20 protein-coding genes, 3 tRNA genes and 1 pseudogene are annotated in these 25,977 nt (G+C 40.2%); 14 read left to right on the top strand and 10 right to left on the bottom strand.

All coding sequences use genetic code 11. The features are described 5' to 3' along the window. Window positions 1–3: 3 nt before the first annotated feature. The gene (gene ettA / locus C1642_RS09155) at window positions 4–1,665 is read left to right on the top strand and encodes an energy-dependent translational throttle protein EttA (protein WP_000090021.1); all 1,662 of its coding nucleotides are present in this window, start codon (window positions 4–6) and stop codon (window positions 1,663–1,665) included. Between the two features lie 42 nt (window positions 1,666–1,707). Here ettA and C1642_RS09160 read toward each other — a convergent pair whose 3' ends face one another. Both C1642_RS09160 and C1642_RS09165 read right to left on the bottom strand, forming a co-directional pair. Next, entirely contained in the window at window positions 1,708–2,088 is a 381-nt protein-coding gene (locus C1642_RS09160) for a tetratricopeptide repeat protein (protein WP_001056509.1), read from the bottom strand. A gap of 342 nt (window positions 2,089–2,430) precedes the next feature. After that, window positions 2,431–3,123 (bottom strand): hypothetical protein, encoded by a 693-nt coding sequence (locus C1642_RS09165; RefSeq protein ID WP_103236229.1) that lies wholly within the window; start codon window positions 3,121–3,123, stop codon window positions 2,431–2,433. A 148-nt stretch (window positions 3,124–3,271) separates the two neighbouring features. On the opposite strand from C1642_RS09165, the gene C1642_RS09170 reads away from it, so the two are divergent. The 5 genes from C1642_RS09170 (at window position 3,272) to C1642_RS09190 (ending at window position 10,597) form a co-directional block, all read left to right on the top strand. Next, complete coding sequence (locus C1642_RS09170; RefSeq protein ID WP_001138085.1) at window positions 3,272–3,670, top strand: cation efflux protein, CzcI-like; 399 nt, start codon at window positions 3,272–3,274, stop codon at window positions 3,668–3,670. A 54-nt stretch (window positions 3,671–3,724) separates the two neighbouring features. Then, entirely contained in the window at window positions 3,725–5,140 is a 1,416-nt protein-coding gene (locus C1642_RS09175) for a TolC family protein (RefSeq protein WP_103236230.1), read from the top strand. A gap of 2 nt (window positions 5,141–5,142) precedes the next feature. Beyond that, window positions 5,143–6,360: an efflux RND transporter periplasmic adaptor subunit gene (locus C1642_RS09180; RefSeq protein WP_103236231.1), complete on the top strand. Its 1,218-nt coding sequence runs from the start codon at window positions 5,143–5,145 to the stop codon at window positions 6,358–6,360. Next, window positions 6,350–9,508 carry an efflux RND transporter permease subunit gene (locus C1642_RS09185; protein WP_103236232.1) on the top strand — a complete coding sequence of 1,053 codons (3,159 nt, stop codon included), beginning with the start codon at window positions 6,350–6,352 and terminating at the stop codon, window positions 9,506–9,508. The genes C1642_RS09180 and C1642_RS09185 overlap by 11 nt, the downstream gene beginning before the upstream one ends. Window positions 9,509–9,640: 132 nt before the next feature. Continuing rightward, window positions 9,641–10,597, top strand: a complete 957-nt coding sequence (locus C1642_RS09190; RefSeq protein WP_103236233.1) for a cation diffusion facilitator family transporter — start codon at window positions 9,641–9,643, stop codon at window positions 10,595–10,597. Between the two features lie 18 nt (window positions 10,598–10,615). On the opposite strand, the gene C1642_RS09195 is transcribed toward C1642_RS09190, so the two are convergent. Beyond that, the gene (locus tag C1642_RS09195; protein WP_001200011.1) at window positions 10,616–10,954 is read right to left on the bottom strand and encodes a hypothetical protein; all 339 of its coding nucleotides are present in this window, start codon (window positions 10,952–10,954) and stop codon (window positions 10,616–10,618) included. Between the two features lie 273 nt (window positions 10,955–11,227). Here C1642_RS09195 and C1642_RS09200 point away from each other — a divergent pair, with 273 nt between their 5' ends. Next, window positions 11,228–12,175, top strand: a complete 948-nt coding sequence (locus C1642_RS09200) for a hypothetical protein (protein ID WP_000529525.1) — start codon at window positions 11,228–11,230, stop codon at window positions 12,173–12,175. A gap of 92 nt (window positions 12,176–12,267) precedes the next feature. Here the strand turns inward: C1642_RS09200 and C1642_RS09205 are convergent. From C1642_RS09205 to C1642_RS09235, 7 genes are all read right to left on the bottom strand, one after another. Continuing rightward, window positions 12,268–12,343 (bottom strand) — tRNA-Glu (locus tag C1642_RS09205). 164 nt (window positions 12,344–12,507) lie between these two features. Beyond that, window positions 12,508–13,392 carry a hypothetical protein gene (locus tag C1642_RS09210; RefSeq protein WP_001988038.1) on the bottom strand — a complete coding sequence of 295 codons (885 nt, stop codon included), beginning with the start codon at window positions 13,390–13,392 and terminating at the stop codon, window positions 12,508–12,510. 119 nt (window positions 13,393–13,511) lie between these two features. After that, window positions 13,512–14,930, bottom strand: coding sequence for an amino acid permease (locus C1642_RS09215; protein WP_001183126.1), 1,419 nt, complete (start codon window positions 14,928–14,930; stop codon window positions 13,512–13,514). A gap of 131 nt (window positions 14,931–15,061) precedes the next feature. After that, a tRNA-Glu gene (locus tag C1642_RS09220) sits at window positions 15,062–15,137 on the bottom strand. Window positions 15,138–15,162: 25 nt separating this feature from the next. After that, window positions 15,163–15,238: transfer RNA gene (locus tag C1642_RS09225), tRNA-Ala, on the bottom strand. A 57-nt stretch (window positions 15,239–15,295) separates the two neighbouring features. Further along, window positions 15,296–16,804, bottom strand: a complete 1,509-nt coding sequence (gltX, locus tag C1642_RS09230; protein WP_000868422.1) for a glutamate--tRNA ligase — start codon at window positions 16,802–16,804, stop codon at window positions 15,296–15,298. Between the two features lie 116 nt (window positions 16,805–16,920). Further along, window positions 16,921–17,220, bottom strand: coding sequence for a hypothetical protein (locus C1642_RS09235; protein WP_000690903.1), 300 nt, complete (start codon window positions 17,218–17,220; stop codon window positions 16,921–16,923). A 396-nt stretch (window positions 17,221–17,616) separates the two neighbouring features. On the opposite strand from C1642_RS09235, the gene C1642_RS09240 reads away from it, so the two are divergent. The 7 genes and pseudogenes from C1642_RS09240 to mraY all read left to right on the top strand — a co-directional run bounded on the left by C1642_RS09240 (window position 17,617) and on the right by mraY (window position 25,970). Further along, the gene (locus C1642_RS09240; RefSeq protein WP_001981590.1) at window positions 17,617–18,618 is read left to right on the top strand and encodes a sulfate ABC transporter substrate-binding protein; all 1,002 of its coding nucleotides are present in this window, start codon (window positions 17,617–17,619) and stop codon (window positions 18,616–18,618) included. Between the two features lie 222 nt (window positions 18,619–18,840). After that, on the top strand, window positions 18,841–19,764 hold the full coding sequence (rsmH, locus tag C1642_RS09245; protein ID WP_000018350.1) for a 16S rRNA (cytosine(1402)-N(4))-methyltransferase RsmH: 924 nt from the start codon (window positions 18,841–18,843) through the stop codon (window positions 19,762–19,764). Continuing rightward, window positions 19,764–20,096, top strand: coding sequence for a cell division protein FtsL (gene ftsL / locus C1642_RS09250; protein WP_000842465.1), 333 nt, complete (start codon window positions 19,764–19,766; stop codon window positions 20,094–20,096). The genes rsmH and ftsL overlap by 1 nt, the downstream gene beginning before the upstream one ends. An 11-nt stretch (window positions 20,097–20,107) precedes the next feature. After that, window positions 20,108–21,940, top strand: a complete 1,833-nt coding sequence (gene ftsI, locus C1642_RS09255) for a penicillin-binding protein PBP3 (RefSeq protein ID WP_000227936.1) — start codon at window positions 20,108–20,110, stop codon at window positions 21,938–21,940. Between the two features lie 3 nt (window positions 21,941–21,943). Continuing rightward, entirely contained in the window at window positions 21,944–23,443 is a 1,500-nt protein-coding gene (locus C1642_RS09260; protein WP_000218542.1) for a UDP-N-acetylmuramoyl-L-alanyl-D-glutamate--2,6-diaminopimelate ligase, read from the top strand. 8 nt (window positions 23,444–23,451) lie between these two features. Beyond that, a pseudogene (locus C1642_RS09265) lies at window positions 23,452–24,851 on the top strand (UDP-N-acetylmuramoyl-tripeptide--D-alanyl-D-alanine ligase). Then, on the top strand, window positions 24,852–25,970 hold the full coding sequence (gene mraY, locus C1642_RS09270; RefSeq protein WP_000928089.1) for a phospho-N-acetylmuramoyl-pentapeptide-transferase: 1,119 nt from the start codon (window positions 24,852–24,854) through the stop codon (window positions 25,968–25,970). It abuts the pseudogene before it with no gap. Window positions 25,971–25,977 lie beyond the last annotated feature (7 nt).

The raw sequence follows: 25,977 nt of genomic DNA on the forward strand, positions 1-25,977 counted from the left end.
TGCGTGGCCCAATATATTTATACGATGAACCGAGTGTCTAAGATGGTTCCGCCAAAGCGCGAAATCTTAAAAGACATCTCTTTATCATTTTTCCCGGGTGCCAAAATTGGTGTTCTCGGTTTGAACGGTGCGGGTAAGTCTACCTTGCTTCGTATTATGGCTGGCGTAGATAAAGATTTCTCTGGTGAAGCTCGTGCACAACCTGGAATTAAAATCGGCTATTTAGAGCAAGAACCGCCACTTGATCCAACTAAAGACGTTCGTGGTAACGTTGAAGATGGTGTGCGTGAAGCTTTAGATGCTTTAGAGCGTCTTGATCAGGTATTTGCAGAATATGCAGACCCAGATGCTGATTTTGATGCGCTTGCGAAAGAGCAGGAAAAATTAGAATCAATTATCCATGCTTGGGATGCACATAACCTAAATAACCAGCTTGAAATCGCGGCAGATGCCTTGAACCTTCCAGCTTGGGATGCAGATGTAACTAAGCTTTCTGGTGGTGAACGCCGTCGTGTAGCACTTTGCCGTTTATTGCTCTCTAAACCAGATATGTTGCTTCTTGACGAACCAACGAACCATTTGGATGCAGAGTCTGTATCTTGGTTAGAGCGATTCTTAAAAGATTTCCCTGGCACAATCGTGGCGATTACGCACGACCGTTATTTCTTAGATAACGTTGCCGAGTGGATCTTGGAGCTTGACCGTGGACACGGTATTCCTTACCAAGGTAACTATACTTCTTGGTTGGAGCAAAAAAATGCTCGTTTAGAACAAGAGCAGAAACAAGAAGAATCTTTTGCTAAAGCATTGAAAAAAGAACTTGAATGGGTTCGTCAAAATGCGAAAGGTCAGCAAAAGAAAAACAAAGCGCGTATGGAGCGTTTTGAAGAGCTTAACTCACGCGAATTCCAACAGCGTAATGAGACCTCTGAAATCTATATTCCACCTGGTCCACGTTTAGGTAACAAGGTTGTTGAAGTAGAAAATATCAGCAAGTCATTTGGTGATCGTTTACTTTACGAAAACTTGTCATTTACCGTACCACCAGCAGCAATTGTAGGTATTGTTGGTCCTAACGGTGCCGGTAAAACGACTTTATTCCGTATGATGACAGGTGAGCAAAAACCTGACACCGGTACTGTAACACTTGGTGATTCAGTTAAAGTGGCTTACGTGGGTCAGATTCGTGACACTTTAGATGATAACAAAACGGTTTGGGAAGAAGTTTCTGGCGGTTTAGACATCTTGAAAGTGGGCGATTATGAAATTGCATCACGTGCTTATATTGGTCGTTTTAACTTTAAAGGCCAAGATCAGCAAAAACGCGTAGGTGAATTGTCAGGTGGTGAGCGTAACCGTTTACAACTTGCGAAAATTTTACAGCAAGGTGCAAACGTTATCTTACTGGATGAGCCATCAAACGACTTGGACGTAGAAACTTTACGTGCACTTGAAGATGCAATTTTGGTATTCCCGGGTACAGTAATGGTTGTATCGCATGATCGTTGGTTCCTTGACCGTATTGCGACTCATATCTTGTCATTTGAAGATGAACAACCAGAGTTCTATACAGGTAACTATACCGAGTTTGAAGCTTATCGCCGTGCTAAGCTAGGTGATGACGCTCAGCCTCATCGCAAGAAATACAAAAAAATTAGCGGTTAATTACTGCTAAATTTAAAAACCAGCCTAAGGGCTGGTTTTTTGTTAGAAGGCAAGTTTACTAAAAGCTTCTTGTAAGCAACGTTCAGCATCAGGATGTCCCTGACTTGCTGCTTTGTTTAACCACTTTTCAGCTTCAGTGTAGTTTTTATCTAAACCAAATTGACCATTTAAATAGCCAATACCAAGTTTAAAGGAAGCGTCAGCATTACCTCTTAAAGCTGCACGGAGGTAGCACCACATCGCATTGCGGTCATTTGGGGTAATATCTAACCAATTCTGCATACGTTCATGATCTTGTATGGCTAACTCTTCAAAGCGTAAGCCTTGTTCAATTTCATCCTCAGCTTGTGAATGCATATCGGCTGGTAAGTTTTCAAAGGCAAACAAGTGATTAAGCCCATGCTTGATTGTTTTCATATTCATGACAGTCTCCCCTTGTTCCTCAATTTGATTGAATTGACTCACACTTTTAAGCTAGTCCCTTATATGAAAATCTTATGTTATTTTTTGTAAATCTGATATAGCGCATTTGGATGAAAAATGATGAAGTTTTAGCTTACATAAAAGTTACACGTGTTTTTACGCTTAGCGAAATTTCTATAAAAGTATTGGTATACAAACATGAAAATAGAATTTAAAAAGTTTAAGAACAAATGATTATTCAAAATAAAAAAATTGAGAAAATTTATAAATATCAAACAAAAGAAATTTTCTTAAACAAAACCAGCCTAAGGGCTGGTTTTGTTTTTAGATTAGTAAGGGTGCTTATTTAGTAAAGTCACCTCGTAAATCTGACAAGATGAGAGAAGGGGCTACCGTCACTATATCAAATGCCATCGCTAAAGGATAAAGCGCCATACGCGTTACACGTTTAAACGGATGTTTCTTGGTTATTTCATCTTTTTGTTGTAAGGCGATTGGATATGGAGTTGGAATCGTTTGTTGAACTTTTAAAGTAGGACTGGTTTGATAAATTTGGCCTTTAAAACGAATAATAGCGTAGGGATATAAAAGCTGTGTTTGGTTCTCCATAACCATAAAATGATTTTTAAAACCTAAATTTTTTAAATTTTCTTTCTGTTGATCAGAAAGTTTTGAAGCGGGAATATTGTATTGAAACTTGAGTTCACCATGAAAATGCGTAGGGTCATCCATTTCAAGTAGCAGAGGAGATGGAATAATTAAAGTTCTTTGATTTACAGGAATATTTTTAATGATATTTAAAAATTCCGAACTTCCTTCCGTCATTAAATAATTAAAGTCTTGTCCTATAAATACGACGCCTTGTTCTTGCTGGTTTTTAATGGTTTGCCCCAGTGCAATAATTTGATCTGTCTTTAAAATAGTTGTTTGGACCTCAGTCGTCTCATTCGGAAGGGCAGTCGATAAAATAGAAGTTGCACATCCACTTAAGCCAAGACAAGTTACTAGTAGGCTAGTGGTCAATGTTTTATACATGAACATTACTCTTAAAAATTATTTTTAAAAAACTTAGGAAACATCTGGGTTAAGAATGGAACCCATAAATCAACGTTTTGTAATTTTATTACATGTAGCTCGCCTGCTATAGTTGCTTCGTGCAATTTCTAACAGCCATGGTGTACTGTTGCCACGTTCTGCAATTTTCATGTCCGTCTTATTCTGTTTGCTTATATTCCAGAGTTTATGGAATATAGCAGCGGCTTTTTGCGCGCATGAAAATCAAGAAAAAGCACTACATCATTTTGGTCATCATGCAGCTTTAAATGTATATCAAACGTCTTCACATACCCATGTTGAACATACTGAGACTTTAGATGCTGCTCATAAAGCACCTTTAAACTTACAAGACCATCATGATCATTTACCGACATGTTTTCATGTCGTCATGACAGAAGTTGCAAAACAAGCTCAAACCCCTGTTTTGCATGTGCATGAACTTTCACAAATTTATCATTGGTCTAATTCTTACCAGTCTCCACATCTTAGTGCCTTAAAACCGCCTCCTGTTTTAACCCCGCTATAGGTGGGGTAGCCAAAAAAAGCCCACCGCATCTTTTATTTATTGCGGGGCTAAAACATGTCTTCTATTTTTTCAAATCGGGTGAACCATCCCGACTTATTGGGTTGTAACGTTAAGATAACGTTGAAAAAGGTTGTAACCATCTCAAGCCTGTCTATTGTCATGTTATTGGCGGGACAAATGGCAAATGCTGCTTCTGATATTCAACAGGGCTCTTATACCCAAAAAGCAGCTTTTAGTTTTGAACAGGCATTAGCGCGAGCACAAAGCTATCAAACTCAACAAGGTGTCTGGCAGGCACAGCAGCAAATGGCTGAGGCGCAATTAAAACAAAGTCGCTTATGGGCAAATCCAAGTCTTTCTATTGAGCAAACAGGTTTGCAGAGTGACCAAGAAAAAGAACTCGCGATCGGCATCTCTCAGCCTTTAGATATTTTTGGGCAGCGTAAGGCCGCACAGCATTTAGCTAAAGTAGAAATGTCAAAGGTTGACTTGGCCGAACAACGTTATAAGGCTGAGCTTGAGTTAATAGTTAAATATTTCTGGTCACAAGTGGCCTTGCTTGAACTTGAAAAGTCTCTCATTGGAGAACAGTTAGCAGTTAGCCAAGAGAACTTGTCTGCATCGGAAAAGCGTTATCAGGCAGGGAGTATTGCTCAGGTTGATGTAGATCGGGTACGTATGTCTCACTTGGAAAACCAGCGTTTATATCAGCAGGTCGATTTGAAACTACAAGTTGCTAAACAGCAACTGGCCAACTTATGGGGCGGTGATTCAAATCAGATCCAACTATCTCAAAGTTCTAATCAGCTGTGGGTATTGGCAGCGGATGTAGAGTCTGGTCAAGATCGACAAAACAATTTGCTAGAGCGCTCTTTTCAACTAGATGCTCTTGCGCAGCAAGCCACTATTCAACAGCTGAAGGCAAAAGCAAGACCACAACCTGCGGTAACTTTGGGGGTGAATAACACTCGTTCCCCAGAGCAGCGTACGGAAAATCAAATCCGCTTAGGGGTGGAAATTCCTTTAAATCTTTTTAATCGTCAACAATACGGAATCAAGATTGCTCAGGCCAAACAAGAGCTGTCTCAACGACAACAGAGCTTTTATCGACAGCAGAATCAAGTGGATATTGAAACTCTGATGTCAGAGTTAAAAGGCTTACATATTCAGTTCAAGCAATTAAATGATCAGCAAGTTCCTCTTGCCGTTCAGGTTCAACAAAAAACATTGCAAGGTTTCCGTTTGGGTAAGTTTGCCGTTACCGATGTGCAGCAAGCCACAATGCAGTTGCAAGATGTGCGCTTACGTAAAGTCGAGCTATTAAAACAGGCTTGGCAAAATTCAATTGAAATTCAAAGTTTACGCCTTGGGCTAGAGCCAGAACAGATCATGGCGAAAGATGCCTTAATGCAACTTAATCAACGTGCTTGGCAACAAGCTCAAACTTTTTCAACTCAGGCAGGAGAATAATAATGTCGGCAAATTTAAAGAAAAATTCTCAATGGCTTTGGGTTGGAGTAATTGCTGCCATTACTGCAATATTAATTGGTTTACTCGTTTTAAATTCAAAAAATAAATCTAATTCTTCGGAACCATCGGAAGGCCACGGGCATGCTGAAGAAGAGGGTGAAGAACACCATGATGAGGGAGAAAAACCACTACTACTCACTGCTCAGCAAATGCAGGAACAAAATTTAAAAATTGAACAAGCTGAACTAGGTGAAGTTCCTCAACTTCAGACTTATCCAGCCAAACTAGTAGTCAATACTGACCGCCAAGCCCATGTTTCGCCAAGTTTTAGTGGTCGAGTCGAAGCGGTATATGTTGAACTAGGACAACAAGTTAAAAAAGGCCAGGTACTTGCAAGCTTATTAGTGCCAGATTTAGTCGATCAGCAAGCCAATTTGCAAATAGCCCAGTCTAATCTTGAGTTAGCACGTCAGGACTATGAGCGTGAACGTAGCTTATGGTCTCAAGGAATTTCCGCGAAACAAGATTATCAACGAGCTTATAACGCTTATCAGCAAGCACAAATTCAGGTTAAAGCAGCTCGCTCACGCTTAAGTGCATTCGGGGCAGGTTCTGGTTCAGCAGGGCGTTATACCTTAACAGCGCCAATTGCGGGTATCGTGAGTAATAAAGATATTGTAGTGGGTGAAAACGTACAGTTAGCAGATCAGCTTTTTATTATTAATCAGCTTGATCGGTTATGGCTGGAATTTATTTTACCAAGCAATGCAAATATCAATGTACAGCCAAATCAAGAGATTGAATTTAAATCTTTACAAACTGGGAATACATTTTCTGCTCAGGTTCAAAGTTTAACAACAGAGGCAGATGCTCAGACTGGACGCTTACAAGTGCGTGCCAAAGTTTTGGCAAATAGCAGTGAGTTGCGTCCAAACTTGATGGTTAACGTTGAGCTAAATGCAGAGTCAACACAAAAAGTGACTCGTGTAAAAGCGCAAGCAGTTCAACAAGTTGAAGGTAAAGACGTTATCTTTACACCAAAAATGGTCAAAACAGGTTTTGAGTTTGAACCTGTCACTGTACAGCTAGGCCAACGTTCTAAAGATGGTCAATGGGTTGAAGTTGTAAAAGGAATTAATCCAAACCAGCGCTATGTTGCAGACGGCAGCTTCTTATTGAAATCCGAATTGGAAAAAGGAGAGGCTGAGCATGGACATTAATAAACCTGAGCTGCCCAAGCCAGAAGGACTGTTTGACAGAGTTATTCAGTTTGCTATTCAAAATGCTATTTGGGTCATGCTTTTTGTTCTGGCGTGGATTGGTGTTGGCATTTGGAGTTATCAAAAACTCCCTATTGATGCCGTTCCAGATATTACCAATACCCAAGTCCAGATTAATACTCAAGCCAATGGGTATACCGCTTTAGAGGTCGAACAGCGGATTACCTATCCTATTGAAAATGCGATGGCAGGAATTCCAAATCTGGAACAAACTCGCTCTATTTCTCGTTATGGGCTTTCCCAAGTCACCATCATTTTTAAAGATGGGACAGATATTTATTGGGCAAGACAACTGATTAACCAGCGTTTACAAGAAGCGGACGGCCAACTACCCGAATCAGTTGATCCTATCATGTCTCCTGTTTCAACGGGCTTGGGTGAAATTTACCAATGGGTGGTAAAAGCAAAAACAGGCGCTAAGAAAGCAGATGGCACCGCCTATACAGCCATGGATTTACGTGAAATTCAGGACTGGATTGTACGTCCTCAATTGCAGCGTGTGAAAGGCGTGGCCGAAATTAACAGTATCGGTGGCTACAATAAAACCTATATTGTGTCACCTGATTTAAAACGTTTGCAGCAGCTTCAGATTTCAATCAATGAATTTCAAACTGCTCTGCAAGAAAATAATGAAAATCGCGGTGCAGGTTTTATCGAAGAAAACGGAGAGCAACTCACCGTTCGTGTGCCGGGCATGTTAAGTAGTGTTGAAGATATTCAAAACATTACTGTAAGTACCAAAAATGGTTTGCCGATCCGCGTGGCAGATGTGGCGAATGTCTCTATTGGACACGATTTAAGAACAGGGGCTGCAACTTACAACGGTGAGGAAACCGTTCTTGGCATTGCCATGATGATGATGGGAGAAAACAGCCGTACAGTTGCTCAGGCGGTTGATGCCAAAATTAAGGAAATACAATCTACCTTGCCTAAAGGAGTGGAAATTGAGACGGTTTATGACCGGACGAGCTTAGTAAATAAAGCAATTGCGACGGTGCAGAAGAACCTTGTAGAAGGCGCGATTCTGGTTATTGTGATTTTGTTTATTTTTCTAGGAAATTTTCGAGCTGCTTTAATCACAGCCTGCGTTATTCCATTATCGATGTTGTTTACTCTGACGGGAATGGCTGAGCAAAACATTAGTGCCAACCTCATGAGCTTAGGAGCGCTTGATTTCGGGATTATTGTGGATGGCGCGGTAGTTATTGTAGAAAACTGTATTCGACGTCTAGCAGAAGCACAGCATGCTCTACATCGGCCTCTTACACGGTCTGAACGATTCAAAGAAGTTTTCCTTGCAGCAAAACAGGCTCGTCGACCGCTTATTTTTGGGCAAATGATTATTTTAGTGGTCTATTTACCTATTTTTGCTTTATCTGGTGTTGAAGCCAAAATGTTCCATCCAATGGCGATGACAGTGGTGATGGCATTATTGGGTGCCATGATTCTTTCTGTGACATTTGTACCTGCGGCAGTTGCTCTTTTTGTTACGGGTGAAGTGAAAGAAAAAGAAACACGTTGGATGCAGCTTTTAAAGCAGAAATACCGAGATGTCCTCGATCAGGCTTATCAGCTTAAGATAGTAGTTGTTAGTTTTGCATTAAGTATTTTAGTGCTCACAGGTGTGTTAGCGACCCAAATGGGTAGTGAATTTGCTCCGCAGCTCAGTGAAGGTGACTTTGCCCTGCAGCAAATGCGTTCACCGAGTACTGGTCTCGAGCAATCACTGCGAATGCAGGAAAATACTGAAAAGCTCATTTTGAAAAACTTTCCAGAGGTGAAAGCTGTTTTTGCTCGAACAGGGACAGCTGAGGTTGCAACTGATGTGATGCCGCCGAATATCTCTGATGCGGTCATTTTGCTTAAACCGCATGATCAATGGCCAAACCCGAAAGAGACGCTAGCTGAGCTACGTTCACGTATGGAAGCTTTCTTGGCAACCTTACCGGGGAATAACAGTGAGTTCTCTCAACCGATTGAGCTACGCTTTAATGAGCTAATTTCAGGGATTCGTAGTGATATTGGCGTCAAGATTTTTGGCGACGATATGCAAGTACTTAATGAGCAGGCACAGGCACTCGCTCAGAAAGTGCAAAAAATTTCAGGCGCTACCGCGGTTAAGGTAGAACAAACTAGCGGTTTACCGGTGCTGAGTGTCGAAATTAATCGTCCTCTGGCTGCGCAATACGGATTATCTGCCAAAGCTATTCAAGATATTGTTGCTGCAAGTGTTGGTGGACAAAATGTTGGACAGATTTTACAAGGCGATAGACGATTTGATTTTGAAATTCGCCTAGAAGACCAGCAGCGTACCATCCAAAACTTAGCTCAACTTCCGATTCAGTTGCCAAATGGTGGACTTATCCAACTTCAAGATGTAGCTAAAGTTGAACGTACCTCAGGCCTAAATCAGGTGGGACGTGAAAATGGGAAGCGCCGTGTCATTATTACTGCGAACGTAGAAGGCCGTGACTTAGGGTCATTTGTTCAAGAGTTAAGAACAACACTCGCAAAAGAACAACTGCCAGCGGGTTATTGGTTGGAATATGGCGGTCAGTTTGAAAATTTAGCTTCAGCTGCTGCACGAATGAAAATAGTTGTTCCATTGGCGCTTGCTATGATTTTCATTCTACTCATGGCTGTATTCCATAATGTGAAAGAAAGCTTGCTGGTGTTTAGCGGTGTGCCGTTTGCTTTGTCGGGTGGTCTAATTGCCCTTTGGCTAAGAGATATCCCGCTGTCCATGTCGGCTGGTGTTGGGTTTATTGCCTTATCTGGTGTTGCTGTTTTGAATGGTTTGGTGATGCTGAGCTTTATTAAAGAGCTTAGAGAAAAATTTGATATTCAAACAGCCACGTGGAATGGGGCGATCTTACGTTTAAGACCGGTACTTATGACGGCTTGTGTTGCTTCACTTGGTTTTATTCCAATGGCTTTGGCAACAGGAACTGGTGCAGAAGTTCAGCGGCCTTTAGCAACAGTGGTTATTGGTGGCATTATTTCATCTACGATATTAACTTTGGTTTTATTACCAGTCATTTATCGATGGATGAATGAAGGCAAGATGAAAAGTGTTGAGCATTCATAATGTCATCGATTTGAGATATCTTTTTTGATTACAAAATTTAAGTCGAAAAAGTGTTTGTAAGAGTTAAAGGTAAAGGTGTCTTCATCGTTACTTTTAACTCACCATAAAGATAAATAAAAAGGAGTCCGCAAAATGGGTGGACATCATGGTCATGATCATAGTCATGCTGTAGTGACTGAAGGTAATGCTAAAAAATTAACGATAGCCTTGGCGCTTACCACGACATTCTTAATTGTTGAGGTGATTGCAGGTTTAATCACACAAAGTTTGGCATTGCTCTCTGACGCTGCACATATGTTTACAGATGCAGCTGCTTTAGCCATTGCTTTGGTTGCCATACAGATTTCTAAACGTCCTGCCGATAATAAACGTACTTTCGGTTATCAGCGCTTTGAAATTCTGGCCGCTTTATTTAATGCACTTATGCTTTTTGTGGTGGCAATTTATATTTTATATGAAGCCTATATCCGCTTTTCGCAGCCACCTGAAATTCAAAGCTTGGGAATGTTGATTGTCGCGTCCATTGGTTTGGTAATAAACCTCATCTCAATGAAAATTCTCATGTCGAGTGCCAATAACAGCTTAAATGTGAAAGGTGCTTATCTAGAAGTATTGAGTGATGCACTAGGCTCAGTTGGCGTTATTATTGGTGCAATTACTATTTACTTCACTAATTGGTACTGGATTGACACGCTTATTGCGGTACTGATTGGATTTTGGGTATTGCCAAGAACATGGGTTTTACTTAAACAAAGTATTAATATTTTGCTCGAAGGTGTACCCGAAGAAGTCGATATTGAAAAGCTACGTGCAGATTTACTTTCATTAAATGGTGTGGAGAGTATTCACCAACTCAAAGTCTGGGCAATTACGTCTAAAAATATCCATTTAACCGTGCACTTATTTGCGCCTGAAGCTGACCGTAATAAGCTCTATCAAGATGCAGTTGAAATGCTTTCTCATGAGCATGGTATTGGTGAAGTGACATTGCAAATTGAAGATGATGCTGAGATCAACTGTCAGCATATTGCTCAACATACTTCACACGAGCATAACGATAATGACAAGACACATTCACATCAGCATTAAGCTGATGTGAATATAGTTTTAAATTTCCCACTCATGATTGCAGTCACGACATTTCCAATGTTTTTGTGACTGCATAAATGCTTGCATAGACAATTTAAAATCAGGCAAATCGCGCCAGAACATAAAACCTGCGCCTACAGTAACCACAAATGCAACTACTGTTGCAATTTGAAGAGAGCTGCCTGCACCATTGCCAAAAATCCACATAAAAATACTAATAACAACCAAGAGTAAAAGTACAAAAATGGCAGGAACTAAAATCACTAAGCTTTTAGGCACAACAGGTTTAGCACTATTAACACCTTGGCTCACCGGCATAATTTTAACACTTTGACATTGAGGGCAACGATATTGCATGACAGCTCCACATTAAATTTGAATCTATTCTAACGGAAATGCAAAGAAAGAAAAAAATTTGTAGCTGATTAAAAAGTTGAGGTGAATATCCGATATAAAATACTTTTTTGAAACAAGGGTATATAAAAAAACGATGATTTATGCGTACACATAAAAATTAAAATAATACTGTAGAGCATGCTAATCTAGATAAAAACCAAGTGTGTCCAACACTGGAAATGAGTTGAAATGCTCATTAATAGGATGTGAAAGAAATATAAAAAGGAGAGGGACTTGGGTCAAGAAGATGACAATAAGTCGAAGCCTACAACGACATCAACAGTTTCAGGGAATCCTGACCCTATAAAACTGTCATTCTCACGCCGTTTGCTGCATAAAACATTACAGCATGCGCAAGACGCCGTCGGGTTTGCTAGTGATACTACACGTAATCTTGCTGAAGTTGCTGATGCAGCCCTAGATGCTTTAGATCAAGTGACATCTCATACAAAGCGTGGAGTGGTGGGTATGACTAATCTGGCAGCAGGGACTGTCAGAGATATGGTGTCTGAAACAAGTGAAACTGCAAGACAGGTTGCTTTAATCATGGCACGTACTTTTCTAGGTAAAAGTACCTTGAATTTGTATTTGCCTGAAATGCTATTAAACAGTCAAATTCGTAAACGCATAGATCGTTCGGAAATTGATGATATTAAAGTTCAATGTGGCAATGATCGGTTTCAAGTTGAAATCGATGGACACTATCACCGTTTTCTATATCGCCTAAGTTTAGATTTTCGAGTATTGGAATGCCGCATTGGACAAGAAAAGTTCTTACGCTTACGTCAAATGGATGAAAGTCTGGATGTGCAAATACGTCATGGTGGAACATTATCGAATTGGGCTGTTCGCCGTATTGGTCGAGTAGGTTTTGAAGTGATTAATATGTTGCCTATTCCATCGCTGATTAATCATTTGATTCGTGATATTCCGGGTATTCAGCGTGATGGTCATCGAATGTGGTTCATTGACCTTGAGCAAGCAGGTTTTATTGATTTCATTAATAACCGTTCATGGATGGTAGAAAAACTTTTAAATTTAACCGACTTTAGTATTCTACCGGGACTCAATATTTTAAGAGAAAGTCGTGAGCTTGTGCAGCAACTAGTAGATCAGTTCGAAATAAAAGGACTACGTGTTCAATCAGGCCGTCTAGAGGTTCAAGTTGGAATCGCAAATTAAATAAGTATGATGGGAAGCTGGTTTATGACCAGCTTTTTTATTGTCTAGATAAGAAAAAAGCCACTGTCGTTATGCAGTGGCTTTTTAGAATTTGGCGTCCCTACGGGGATTCGAACCCCGGTTACCGCCGTGAAAGGGCGATGTCCTAGGCCTCTAGACGATAGGGACTTATATGAGGCATACATCTGAAAAATATTGGCGTCCCTACGGGGATTATATTAGGTCGATTTAATAAAAGTGTCAAATAGTTTTCTGAAGAAATATTAAAAAAATCAGTTAAGCGCTTAAAAATAACTCAAATTGTAGAAAATATATACGTTTATAGATGTTTTTTATTGGAAAGGCTCAATAATTGTTTTTACCACAGCATGATGCTGTAAGTAACCGACAATTTCATGAGGTTGGTTGGCAAAAGTAAAAATCTCTTGATTAATAATGGGGGGAGTAAAATTAAAAGGTGCTTCACTTAATGGAAAAGCGGTTAAAAAGTCATCTTTAGAATAAAAGTTATACCAGTCGCCCTTTAAGCATTTAGGACGTTCAATGGGAGTGGGGAGTTTGCTTTGTATGACGCGAAAAGAAAGAGGGGATGCTAAGGTAATAAAGCGCTGTACTGAAAACTGATAAGAAGGATCTGATAATAAATGATAGGCAATCACAGAACCCAAAGAGTGGGCGACTACAATACAATCTTCATCATCATGCATTTGTTTTAAAATTCTTTGATGAACCTCATACATAAAATCAGGATTAGATAAGTACATATAAGTTTCAATCAAGAATTGCTGAATTAAACTTTCATGTAATTTTGGAAAATTATTTAAAAGAACCACCATTTCCTTAAGAACGCGATCTTTCACCATCTGTGAAGTTAAATATAAACGCTCTGATAAGCTTTGTGCTGGTTGATCGGGTGAAAGAGGGAGATGGGGTATAAAAGGAGTATGTTCCTTGGGGGTTGATGGCTGATGATGTAAATGGATGGGTAAATGAAAATTAAAAGTTTTTGGAAGTAAAGTATTAAGATCAAGTTGATTGGATAATTGATACTTCGTCATTAAATCGCCATAAAATGGCATATGTATATGTAGATCTCTTAAATTAACTCTACAGTGCAATTGTTTTAAGCCCAGTTTAAATACTTTTAGCCAGTGCTCTTTTAAACGATGTGCTGTGTAATTCTGCTGATTCATCCCATGGATAAATATAATTTTCATTGTATACAAGGAATTGTTTTTTAATATAAATTTAAATCTACAACGGTAGACTATATAAAGCCAGTCTCTAAGCAAAAAAAAAGTGTAGCTTTTTGCTACACTTTTTAAATTACAAACACTTAAGCTTTATTTCGATAGAAAATAAAGTAGCTGAGATAGCACAAGGCAGTAAAAATTAAGCAACCTATAAAGCCAGCACGCATTTCAGGATCTGCTGCCATACTTAAACATGTAATAAAGCAGAAAAGAAAACCTAAAATTGGAACGATAGGAAATAACGGTGCTGCATATTTTAAATCGCTAACCGTATGTCCAGAACGGTACCATTGTCGACGGAAATTGAACTGGCTTAAACAAATACTCATCCAGACAATAACCATAGTAAAAGCTGCAACACCTAGCAAGTTTTTAAAGATGGTTTCAGGAGCAAATTGCTCTGATAATAAGCCTGGAATTGCACCGAACATCGTTACAACTAAAGCAACAATAGGTGTCCCGCTTTTTGAAAGTGTTGCAAATACACCCGGAAGGAGTTTTTGCTCTGATAAAGACCACATCATACGTGAAGCTGCATATAGCCCCGAGTTTGCCGCTGAGAGTAGTGCGGTAATAATAACAAAACGGATGATGTCATCTGCATATGGAATACCGATGTAATTAAATACGGTAACGAAAGGACTATTACTTACGTTGTCACCACCTAAACCAGCAAGTTGGAAAGGAAGTAATGCACTAATTACAATAATGGTGCCTACAAAGAAGATAAGAAGACGCCAGATTGCAGCATTAATCGCTTTAGGGACATTCTGAGCCGGATCTTTAGTTTCGCCAGCAGCTACACCAATTAACTCTGTTCCAGAGAAAGCAAAGTTAACAATGAGCATAGTGGTGAAAATAGGAAGAAAACCGTGTGGGAACCAACCTTGGGCAGTTAAATTACTAAACAATGGAGCAGTTTGAGCGCCGTGGAAAGGAATTAAACCAAAAATTGCTAATAATCCAAGCACAATAAAAGCAATAACGGTAATGACCTTAACTAGCGCTAGCCAGAACTCTGACTCGGCAAATACTCGGGTTGAACTGATATTTAACCCGAAAATAGTTACTGCAAAAATAAGTGTCCAGATCCACATTGAGATTTGTGGAAACCATTCCTGCATGAGTAGAGCAGCGGCGGTAAACTCGGTTCCTAGCGTTGCTGTCCATGTTAGCCAGTACATCCATGAAATCATGTAACCTGTACTTGGACTAATGTACTTTCGAGCGTATGCGCCGAAAGAACCCGAAACGGGCATATGTACAGCCAGCTCGCCTAAACAGAGCATGACCATGTAAGCAATTGCACCCCCAAGAATATAGGCAATAATTGCGCCAATAGGTCCAGTTTGTGAAATGACTTCCCCTGAACCCAAAAATAAACCAGTACCGATTGCTCCACCTAGCGATAACATGACAAGGTGGCGGGTACTCATGGCTCTTTTTAAAGGTGCAGTACTGTTCTGATGCTGAGCATCTAGTTGTTTGTCAGATGGCTGCATATTACACATTGAGAGAATTTGAGAAAGACGCTATTTTAGATAAAATAGACAAATGTGCAATCAAGAAGCAGTCAAAGAATAGACAGGAAGGTGACGATAGAGTCTTTAAAAGGAATTTTTAAAATAGAAAATGGCGTCCCTACGGGGATTCGAACCCCGGTTACCGCCGTGAAAGGGCGATGTCCTAGGCCTCTAGACGATAGGGACTTGATGAGGCAAACACAAAGGAGCTTGGTGGAGCCAAGCGGGATCGAACCGCTGACCTCTACAATGCCATTGTAGCGCTCTACCAACTGAGCTATGACCCCAGTTTGTGTGAGCGCAATATTAGGGTGAATGCGCTCACACGTCAATAAAAAAATGAATTAAGCTTCGCTAGTTGCTTCATTTTTCGGCAATTTTAAACTTTCATTAAGCTTTTCCCAGTTTTTTACCTCTTTTTTACTCGGTGCACCTACAATTTCTAGCGCATGTCGTAAGCGAGCAAAGGTTAAGTCAGGGCCAAGCGTAACCATCGACTGCATAACTGGTGTTGAACTTGTTGAGCCAGCAATTGCAATAAAGAATGTTGGCATGAAGTCACGTAATTTAATGCCCATCTGATTTGCCAAATCCATTAAAGTTTGGCTAACTGTGTCGTTATTCCAAGTAAACTGACTTTCAAGACGCCAAATTGCGAATTGTAAACTTTGACGAACTTGCTCTTGAGTCAATTTTTTACTTTCAAACATTTCAGCCGTAATTTGTGGCATATGGTTAAAGTAGAAACCAGCCCAATTTACCGCTTCAGAAAGTAAATTAATACGTGGTTGAATAGCGGCAGCAATGTCTTCTAAAGTGCTGCGATCACTTTTCCATGTCAATAAACGGTCTAATAGTTGTCCTGGGGTTAACCCTTTAATCCATTGACCATTTAACCAATTGAGTTTTTCAACGTCAAAAATTGGCCCACCTAGTGATACGCGTTGAATATCAAAGTTATCCATCATGTCTTGTAATGTGAAAACTTCTCTTTCATCCGGCATTGACCAACCCATACGGCCTAAATAGTTGAGTAAGGCTTCTGGTAAAACGCCGATATCACGGTAGTAGTTAATTGAGGTCGGGTTTTTACGTTTAGATAACTTCGATTTATCCGGATTACGAAGCAATGGCATATGGCAAAGCGTTGGCATTTCCCAACCAAAGTATTGGTAAAGCAATTGATGCTTCGGTGCAGATGGAAGCCATTCTTCTCCACGCAATACATGAGTGATTTCCATTAAATGGTCATCAACAACGTTAGCTAAATGGTAGGTTGGTAAACCATCTGTTTTAAGAAGCACTTGCATATCGACTTGTGCCCAAGGAATTTCAACTTCTCCACGGAGTAAGTCGTTAAATTTACACACGCCTTCTTCAGGCACTTTCATACGGATAACATGAGGTTCACCCGCTTCAAGACGTCGAGCTACTTCTTCTTGAGACAGCTTTAAACCACGACCATCGTATTTTGGTGTTTCGCCACGAGCTTGCTGCTCGGCACGCATTTGGTCAAGTTCTTCTGCTGTAGCAAAACAATAAAAAGCATGACCTTTTTCAACAAGTTCTAACGCGTATTGCTTATAAATTCCCATGCGCTCTGATTGGCGGTAAGGAGCGTGAGGACCACCTACATCCGGACCTTCAGACCAATTTAAGCCTAACCAGCGTAGAGAGTCTAAAATCATTTTTTCAGATTCTGGCGTAGAGCGAAGCTGGTCTGTATCTTCAATTCTTAAAATGAATTCCCCGCCATGCTGTTTCGCAAAACACATATTGAATAGGGCGATGTAGGCAGTACCAACATGTGGGAAACCGGTAGGAGAAGGTGCAATACGAGTACGAACTTTCATAGTTAATGGGTCAAAATAAAAATTGGAACTATTATAACGAAAAAGCCCAGTATTCTGACGTTTTATTTAACGACAGTCTGGGCTGAAATTGAAACGATGAGGGGTCGTTTCAAATATTAAGAAGTGTGTGGCTGGAAGATTGCCTGAACAAAACGTGAAAAACGTTCATGCTGTGCTGCAAGAAAGTTTTGAGTTGGTGTAACACGGATAGTATTAAGTACTTTTAACTCATCATCTGTTGATGGAAGTACAATAGTGTTACGTTTTTGCTGATCTAAAGCTTTTTCAATAAGTGAAGACTGTTTATCTGAAAGACTTTTACTTGGTGTATCTTTCAGTACGGCTGCTGTAGATAGTTGCGATGCAAAACTAAGCACCAAACCCAAGCCTAAAGCTTTTCCATAATGAATTTTCATTTTCTATTCATCCCCTCAGTACATTTCGTCTATTTTTTGAGTTTAACCAAATGTAAAATTACGGTAACGCTACGATTCAAACATAAATTTTAATAAAAAAGTAGAACTATGTCACACTTTTTACAAAAAATACCTTTATTTTACGCTGGTACCTTTAAATGTAGCCTATGTGTATCCATTACGTCTCATTATTTAACAAATTAATGTGTAGATAAAGTGAAGACTATAAATAAACTATAAGAATAATTACAAAACTTTTCAAAAAGGAGAAGGAAAAATTAGAGTTAACTATATCTTTTAAAGTGATTAGTAAAACATTTATTTATATAACTATTTGATTGAAAACTAAAAAAATAAAAATATAGTAGACGTTAAAAGTAAAATTGGTTTTTATAAATGAAAAGAATAGCAATAATTGCAGTCGCTACATATATGGGGTTGGCAGTAAGTGCTGTGCAGGCGGCGACTACATTTTTAAATGTTTCTTATGACCCAACTCGAGAGTTTTATCAGGAATATAATCAGGCATTTGGAAAGTTCTGGAAACAACGTACCGGACAGGACGTGGATTTTAAACAATCCCATGGGGGCTCAGGAAAACAGGCTCGCGCTGTAGCAACTGGTCTTGAGGCAGATGTGGTGACCTTAGCCTTAGCCAATGATATTGATGAAATTGTAAAAGCAGGCTTTATCCAGCCAAACTGGCAAAAAGAATTCCCTAATAATTCTGCACCGTATACCTCTACAGTTGTGTTTTTAGTAAGAAAAGGCAATCCAAAAAATATTCGTGATTGGAATGATTTAACTAAACCTGGTGTTGAAATTATTACGCCTAATCCAAAAACGGGTGGGGCACCGCGTTGGATTTATCTTTCTGCATGGGGATATGCTTTAAAGCAGCCGGGTGGAAATGACGCTAAAGCCAAAGAGCTGGTTAAAAAACTTTATCATAACGTTAAGGTGTTAGATTCGGGAGCGCGAGGCTCGCTTACTACATTTGCTGAGCGTGGAATTGGAGATGTTCTACTTTCTTGGGAAAATGAAGCACTATTGGCAACGAAAGGTCTCGATAAAGATAAATATGAAATTGTTTACCCATCAATTTCAATTTTGGCAGAACCATCTGTTGCTATTGTTGACAAAACAGTCGACAAAGACGGTAACCGTACTTTGGCAAAAGGTTATCTCAACTTTTTATACTCACCTTTAGGTCAAGAGTTGGCTGCTAAACACTATTTCCGTCCTCGCAATCCTCAAGTTGCTGCTAAATATGCAGCACAATTCCCAAAAATTAAATTATTTACGATCAATGATGTTTTTGGCGGTTGGGCAAAAGCCCAGAAAACCCATTTTGCCAATGGAGCCATCTTTGATCAGATTTATGATGGAAAGCAGTAGATAAAATATTGGTAGAGTAGAAGTTTAAAAATTAGTTTACTTTTTTATAGTGAAGCAAGTGAGCCTGAAAAGGTGAGCTTGCTTTTTTGTTTTGCTTAAAAAATGAAAAGAAAACGGTTTTCTCTATGAAAAATTAATATTTTCCTACAAAAAGCCGTTTGGTGTTAGCCATAAACAAGGTGATAATGTGCAGTTACATTTTTACGCTATGATTTAACTCCTATGTCGCATATTTCTGTCTTACTTTTTGAGACCGTTGAAAGCTTATTGGCAGATCGCACAACTGGGGTGTATATCGATGCAACCTTTGGACGAGGTGGGCATACTCGCTTGTTATTGTCGAAACTCGATGAAAACGCCCGAGTATATGCTTTTGATAAAGACCCTCAAGCTCTGGAAGTTGCGACTGCTTTAGCACAAGAAGATCCAAGATTTACGATTATTCATGCAAGTTTTGCTGATATTAAGGAAAAAATGCAGGAAATTGGGGTGCAAAGTGTCGATGGAATTATGGCAGACTTAGGTGTGTCCTCTCCTCAACTCGACCAGGCTGAACGCGGCTTTAGCTTTATGCAAGATGGCCCGTTAGATATGCGTATGGATAACTCTAAGGGATTGACTGCTGCCGAATGGTTACTTGAGGTAGAAGAGGAAGATTTGGCAAATATCATTTATCAATATGGTGAAGAACGATATAGTCGTCGTATTGCTAGGGCAATTAAGCAGGCCGGAAAATTGGATACTACGGCGCAATTGGCTGAAATAGTAAAAACAGCCCATCCAAAATGGGAAAAGCATAAACATCCGGCGACACGTACGTTTCAGGCAATCCGTATTGCTATTAACAAAGAACTAGATGATATTGAAGTATTTTTACCGCAAGCTGTAGACTTGCTTAAACCAAAAGGGCGTTTGTCTGTGATCAGCTTCCATTCGCTTGAAGATCGGTTGATCAAACAGTTTATTCAAAAAGAATCAACTCTAGCAGAAGATTCTGGTTGGGGGATGCCCCAACAGCAGGTTGATACGAGAAGATTAAAGAAAATTTCACGGGTTCGTGCAAGTGAAGAAGAAGTAAAAGCGAATCCACGTTCACGTAGTGCATGGCTTCGGGTTGCTGAACGCTTGGAACAAAAAGGCGCGTAATGAAAAGCAGTGATGAAATCGAAACCACAGAAAATAAAGTGGTCAAAAAAGTTGTGGTATATGCAGTCATGGTGGCATTGGTTTTTATCAGTGCCATGATGGTGGTATTTCAAGTATTTGAATACCGTCATGATTATAGAGAGTTAAGCTCTTATATGCGTGAACGTGATGACCTCAATGCTGAATGGGGGCGTTTATTGATTGAGCAACAAACATTTGGTGCGACTGCTCAAATTGGTACACGTGCTGTGACACAATTACGAATGTTTTCGCCACCTGCTGCAGAAACGGTGGTAATTTCTTTACCGATGACCTCAGAGCAAAATAAGTAAGGCCTTGCTGTATGGTAGATAAGCGAACAAAGCAAACACGAAAAAAACAGCAGTCTATTTCGGAAAAACCAAGTCTTGCCTTCGATATGTGGCGGTTTTATCTGCTCTGGGCAGTAGTGCTACTGTGTTTTGTGGTATTAATTGCACGTGCATTTTATGTTCAAGTCATTAATAAAGACTTTTTGCAAAATAAGGCCAATGCCAATATTTTGCGTACTGAACGTATAGAGGCTATGCGTGGAGTGATTAGTGATCGCCACGGTGTACCTTTAGCGATTAGTAGTCCAATCATGAAAATTGTGATTGATCCGCGTGATTATTTTGAGACCAAGCATTTATATGATCAAATTACGGCTGAACTAAAACAAGATCCAAACAACCGTAAATTAAAACGCCAGTTGCCAGATAAAAATTTAAATCTTGATGAACTTGCCGACGTGGTGGGTGTTGATCGTGCTGATCTTAAAAAACAGATGAATGCGCGTCCGCGTTCCCGCTATCTGGTTTTGAAAAAAGAAGTACCTCCTCAGCAAGCTGACCTCATTATGAAAGGTAATTTCCAAGGGGTGTATGCAGAAAAAACTTATAAACGTTATTACCCGCAACCTCAGCCAAATGCCCAAATTATTGGTTTGACCAATAGTGAAGGTCAAGGGATCGAAGGCTTGGAAATGCAGTTGAATAAGCAACTGTCAGGTGTAGACGGTGAGCAAAAAATTATTCGCGATAAGCGTGGTAACCGTTTAAAAGTTTCTGAGGTAATTCGTGAGGGTGAACCAGGTGAAAATATCACTTTAAGTATCGACTCACGTTTGCAGTACATTATGTACCGTGAATTAACGGCTGCAGGTGTGGCTAACAATGCGCGTTCAGCAACGGCGATTGCAGTTGATGTTAAAACGGGTGAAATTCTGGCAATGACCAGTTGGCCATCTTATAACCCGAATGATAAGAATGGCTTATCAAATAAAGATGCTATGCGTAACCGTGGTGCGATCGATATGTTCGAGCCAGGTTCAACCATGAAACCTTTTACTATTTCTGCAGCTTTAGAAACTGGTCAATATACGCCAAATACGATTGTAAATACCTCTCCTGGCTCAATGCGTTTAGGCTGGCATACTATCCGTGATACCCATAACTACGGGGCTTTGACCGTAAGTGGTGTCATTATTAAGTCTTCAAACGTGGGTTCTGCAAAAATTGCATTATCACTTCCGAAAGAAACCTTGCCGAGCTTCTTTAATCGTGTTGGTTTTGGTAAGCGTTCTGCAGTAAGGTTCCCTGGGGAAAGTTCAGGTCTGGTTTTACCTGTTAATAAATTAAATTCTTCTCAAATCGGGACCATGGCATATGGTTATGGCTTAAACGCGACAATCCTTCAATTGGCTCAAGGTTATGCCATGCTTGCAAATCATGGTGTCAAAATGCCATTAAGCTTGCATAAACTAGATCAGCCACCTAAAGGTGAGCAAGTTTTAAATCCGAAAATTGCCGATCAAGTTTTGTTAATGCTTGAGCAAGTGACTATGCCGGGTGGTACTGCAAAACAAGCCAATATTCCTGGTTATAGGGTAGGTGGTAAAACAGGTACTGCACATAAATTGCGTGCAGATGGTAAAGGATATTCAAATAATGAGTATCGTGCCTTATTTGCGGGTGTCGCACCAATTAGTGATCCACGTTTAGCTGTTATTGTAGTGGTGGAAAATCCACAAGGTCGTTATTACGGTGGTTTGGTTGCCGCTCCAGTTTTTGCTCGTATTATGCAAGAGTCGTTGCGCTTAATGAATGTGCCGCTTGATAAGCCACTTAATACTCCAGAAAATCCTATTCGCAGGTAAGCTATGACTGTTTCTTTTCAAGAAATTCATCCAATCGAAATTGATGCTCAATGGCCTCAACAGCCATTTCACGGCTTTAGTTTAGATAGTCGTAAAGTTGAAACGGGCCAAATTTTTATTGCTTTGACAAGTTATAGCCAGCCTGAAAAAACGCGTACATTTGCTGAAGCGGCTTTAGCAAATGGAGCGTTGGCTGTCATTAGCGAAACCGAATTAGGTGTAGCAAATGAATGGGTATGCTCTGACGTGCGTCAGCGCATGGGAGAGTGGCAAAAACGTTATTTGCAACAAGCTGATGTAGTAAAACCTCTACGGATTATTGCTGTAACAGGCACAAATGGTAAAACAACAATTTCTCGTTTAATTGCTGAGTTAATTAGTTCACAACAGCAGCGCTGTGCAGTGATGGGGACAACAGGGAATGGTATTTTACCTAACTTAACGCCTTCTACGCATACTACCCTCGACGCTCTACAGTTACAAAATGCGCTACATGATTATGCTAAACAGGGAGCAACCTTTGCTTCTTTAGAAGCAAGTTCACATGGTCTTGAACAGGGGCGATTAAATGGTTGCGATATTGAAATTGCTGTTTATAGCAACTTAAGTCGTGACCATCTGGATTATCACGGCACTTTAGAAGCTTATGCAGAAGCGAAGGCGCGTTTATTTCAGTTTAATTCGTTAAAAGTCGCTGTTATTAATTTAGATGATGCGCATGCTGACTTGATGATTAAGTCTGCCCAAAATAATCCAGCACAACCTAAAATTTTGACTTACTCACTAACTCAAAATACAGCTGATTATTACATTACCGATTTAAGCTATAGCTTGGCGGGTGCAACTTTTAATTTAGTAAGTCAGCAAGGTTCATTTGCGGTAGAAAGCCCATTATTAGGTCATTTCAATGTTGAAAATTTAATTGCCGCACTCATCGCTGCTGAGCAAGCTGGTTTCGATTTACAGGCATTGGTTAATTTTGTTCCTAAACTAATTGGTGCACCAGGCCGAATGCAAGTTATTCGTGATGATGAGCGATTATTTGTAGTGGATTATGCGCATACCCCAGATGCATTGATTCAAGTGCTTAAAACATTAAAGCGTCATGTTTCGAATCAGCTTTGGGCGGTGTTTGGATGTGGTGGTGACCGTGACCGTGGTAAGCGTCCACTCATGACTCAAGCAGCCTTAGATGGCGCAAACCCTGTTATTCTGACTTCAGATAATCCAAGAACAGAAGACCCTGAACAAATTTTTGCTGATATGAAGCAAGGAATCGATTTTTCAGGGCATCGTATGCATGAAATTCATGACCGCCGTGAAGCAATTAAATTTGTTGCAGAGCAAGCTCAAGCTGGTGACATTGTAGTGATTGCCGGTAAAGGACATGAAAATTATCAAGAAATTAATGGTGTGCGTCACTGGTTTGATGATGTGGTTGAAGTGCGTTCCGCGATTGATGCCCAACATCATACGGTAGATGCTGCTTACCCTGCACAATAGGAAAAATTATGCATACTTCAACCACCAGTACCGTGCCTTTGGAACCGTGGACAGCTCAACAATTACAACAGGCAACACAGGGTTACTGGCATAAAGACCAGATCCCTCAAACTGAAATTAAACGTATTTTGACTGACTCGCGTCATGCAGAAAGTGGGGATGCCTTTTTAGCACTAAAAGGTGAACGTTTCGACGCGCATAATTTTGTCGCGCAAGTGGCTGCAAATGGTTGCCAAGTCGCTATTGTCGAGCGGCCTATAGATGCAGAAATTGCTCAGCTTGTAGTTGCCGATACCCGTTTGGCTTTAGGGCAGCTTGGTGCGTATCGTCGTGAACAAAATGCTCAATTGAAAGTAATTGCTTTAACGGGCAGTAGTGGTAAAACCACCACCAAAGAAATGCTAGGAAGTATTTTGTCTCGTTTAGCACCTACATTGATTACCCGAGGCAATTTAAATAATGATCTTGGTGTGCCGATGATGTTGCTTGAGCTTCGAAAGGAGCATCAATATGCGGTGATGGAACTTGGTGCAAATCATCAAGGTGAAATTGACTACACATCAAAACTTGTTCAACCGCATGTTGCTGGTATTTTAAATATTGGAACTGCTCATTTGGGTGAGTTCGGCGGGCGTGATGGCATTTGCCGCGCTAAATCAGAAATCTATCGTCATATTTTACCTCAGGGCGTTGCTATTGTTCCGCAACAAGATGACTTTACCGCTGAGATTCGTGAAGCAGCCAAAAGCCATCAAATCATGAGCTTTGGTGCTGGTGGTGATGCTTTGCTACAGAGATTGAATTGTTGCCACAATCTGCCAATTTCCAGTTACATACGCCTCAAGGTTCAAGTTTTGTAAGACTGCCGTTTGCGGGTGAGCACAATGTGCAAAACGCAACTGCAGCAGTAGCATTTGCTTTGGCGTTAGGTGTTAGCTTGGAAGATATCGTAAAAGGTCTAGAGCAAGCACAAGGTGCAAAAGGTCGTTTGAATTTTATTCAAAAAGTGCCTCATTTATTTATTGATGATACTTATAACGCCAATCCAACATCTATGCGTGCTGCGGCACAAGTATTACTTCAGCAAAATGGCATTAAAGTCATGGTGATGGGGGATATTGGGGAGTTAGGTGATAGCAGTTGGCAAGAACATCACGATTTAGGTCGCGATCTTGCTGAGCTTCCTTTAGACCATATTGTTGCAGTTGGGCAGTTTGCCTCAGCAGCTCTCGAAGGCGCAGGTCTTCATTCTACTAAATTGAAAGCATTTCAGACTCAAGCTGAGGCGCTTCCATTTTTAATCAATCTAATCCAAACACATCAACCCCAGTCCATGAGTTTCCTGTTTAAAGGTTCTCGCTTTACTCATATGGAAACGTTGATGGCTGATTTGATGGAGAAACTTTAAATGCTGTTATGGTTGTTTGAACAACTTGCGGGCTATCACAGTTCGTTTCAGGTTGTTCGTTATTTAACATTACGTTCTTTACTCAGTGTATTAACGTCACTGACCATTGGTTTGGTTCTCGGACCAATCATGATTCGTAAATTACAAGCGTTAAAATACGGTCAGGCAGTAAGTTCGTTTGCTCCTGAAAATCATGCTAAGAAAATGGGTACACCGACCATGGGTGGGATTTTAATTCTGCTCTCAATTGGTATTAGTACTTTATTGTGGGCTGATTTATCTAACCCTTATGTTTGGATTGTACTTGGTGTAATGGTTGTGTTCGGTGCGGTTGGCTGGGCAGATGACTGGATTAAAATTCGCTATAAAGATAATGCAGGTCTACCTGCCCGTAAGAAGTTTTTCTGGACTTCTGTCGCATCGCTGGGTGCTGGTATTGCGTTATATTTAATTGCTACCCAACAATCTAATGCAGAATACACAGCAAATATGCTGGATTTATTGATTCCTTTCTTTAAGAATCTTTCGATTCCGCTTTCTATTGTTCCTTTAGGTTTAGCATTTATTGTATTTACCTATTTAGTAATTAATGGTGCCTCTAATGCGGTTAACCTAACTGATGGATTAGATGGTTTAGCCATTATGCCAGTAGTTATGGTAGCGACGGGCTTAGGCGTATTTGCTTATTTATCTGGTGATATTCGTTTTGCCAACTATTTGCATATTCCTTATGTGAAATATACCTCTGAACTTGTGGTGATCTGTTCTGCCATGATTGGTGCGGGTTTGGCATTTCTTTGGTATAACGCACATCCGGCGCAAGTCTTTATGGGGGATGTGGGCGCTTTAGCTCTAGGTGCAATGCTTGGAACCATTGCCGTTATGGTTCGCCAAGAAATCGTATTCGCAATTATGGGCGGTGTTTTCGTTATGGAGGCGGTATCGGTATTCCTGCAAATCGGCTCATTACGAATGCGGAATAAACGCGTATTTTTGATGGCACCTTTGCACCATCACTATGAAAAACAAGGCTGGAAAGAAACCCAAGTAGTCATCCGTTTCTGGATTATTACGATTATGCTGGTTGTTTTAGGCCTAATGACCTTAAAATTGCGCTAGAACTTAT

It is taken from the genome of Acinetobacter sp. AKBS16 (assembly GCF_002899995.1).
In the GTDB taxonomy this organism is placed as follows: domain Bacteria; phylum Pseudomonadota; class Gammaproteobacteria; order Pseudomonadales; family Moraxellaceae; genus Acinetobacter; species Acinetobacter baumannii.

Bases quoted from the DNA above. Each gene is read 5' to 3' on its own strand.
- C1642_RS09160 (WP_001056509.1), bottom strand. From the start codon at position 2,088: ATGAATATGAAAACAATCAAGCATGGGCTTAATCACTTGTTTGCCTTT.
- C1642_RS09165 (WP_103236229.1), bottom strand. From the start codon at position 3,123: ATGTATAAAACATTGACCACTAGCCTACTAGTAACTTGTCTTGGCTTA.
- C1642_RS09175 (WP_103236230.1), top strand. From the start codon at position 3,725: ATGTCTTCTATTTTTTCAAATCGGGTGAACCATCCCGACTTATTGGGT.
- C1642_RS09180 (WP_103236231.1), top strand. From the start codon at position 5,143: ATGTCGGCAAATTTAAAGAAAAATTCTCAATGGCTTTGGGTTGGAGTA.
- C1642_RS09185 (WP_103236232.1), top strand. From the start codon at position 6,350: ATGGACATTAATAAACCTGAGCTGCCCAAGCCAGAAGGACTGTTTGAC.
- C1642_RS09190 (WP_103236233.1), top strand. From the start codon at position 9,641: ATGGGTGGACATCATGGTCATGATCATAGTCATGCTGTAGTGACTGAA.
- C1642_RS09195 (WP_001200011.1), bottom strand. From the start codon at position 10,954: ATGCAATATCGTTGCCCTCAATGTCAAAGTGTTAAAATTATGCCGGTG.
- C1642_RS09210 (WP_001988038.1), bottom strand. From the start codon at position 13,392: ATGAAAATTATATTTATCCATGGGATGAATCAGCAGAATTACACAGCA.
- C1642_RS09215 (WP_001183126.1), bottom strand. From the start codon at position 14,930: ATGCAGCCATCTGACAAACAACTAGATGCTCAGCATCAGAACAGTACT.
- gltX (WP_000868422.1), bottom strand. From the start codon at position 16,804: ATGAAAGTTCGTACTCGTATTGCACCTTCTCCTACCGGTTTCCCACAT.
- C1642_RS09235 (WP_000690903.1), bottom strand. From the start codon at position 17,220: ATGAAAATTCATTATGGAAAAGCTTTAGGCTTGGGTTTGGTGCTTAGT.
- C1642_RS09240 (WP_001981590.1), top strand. From the start codon at position 17,617: ATGAAAAGAATAGCAATAATTGCAGTCGCTACATATATGGGGTTGGCA.
- rsmH (WP_000018350.1), top strand. From the start codon at position 18,841: ATGTCGCATATTTCTGTCTTACTTTTTGAGACCGTTGAAAGCTTATTG.
- ftsL (WP_000842465.1), top strand. From the start codon at position 19,764: ATGAAAAGCAGTGATGAAATCGAAACCACAGAAAATAAAGTGGTCAAA.
- ftsI (WP_000227936.1), top strand. From the start codon at position 20,108: ATGGTAGATAAGCGAACAAAGCAAACACGAAAAAAACAGCAGTCTATT.
- C1642_RS09260 (WP_000218542.1), top strand. From the start codon at position 21,944: ATGACTGTTTCTTTTCAAGAAATTCATCCAATCGAAATTGATGCTCAA.
- mraY (WP_000928089.1), top strand. From the start codon at position 24,852: ATGCTGTTATGGTTGTTTGAACAACTTGCGGGCTATCACAGTTCGTTT.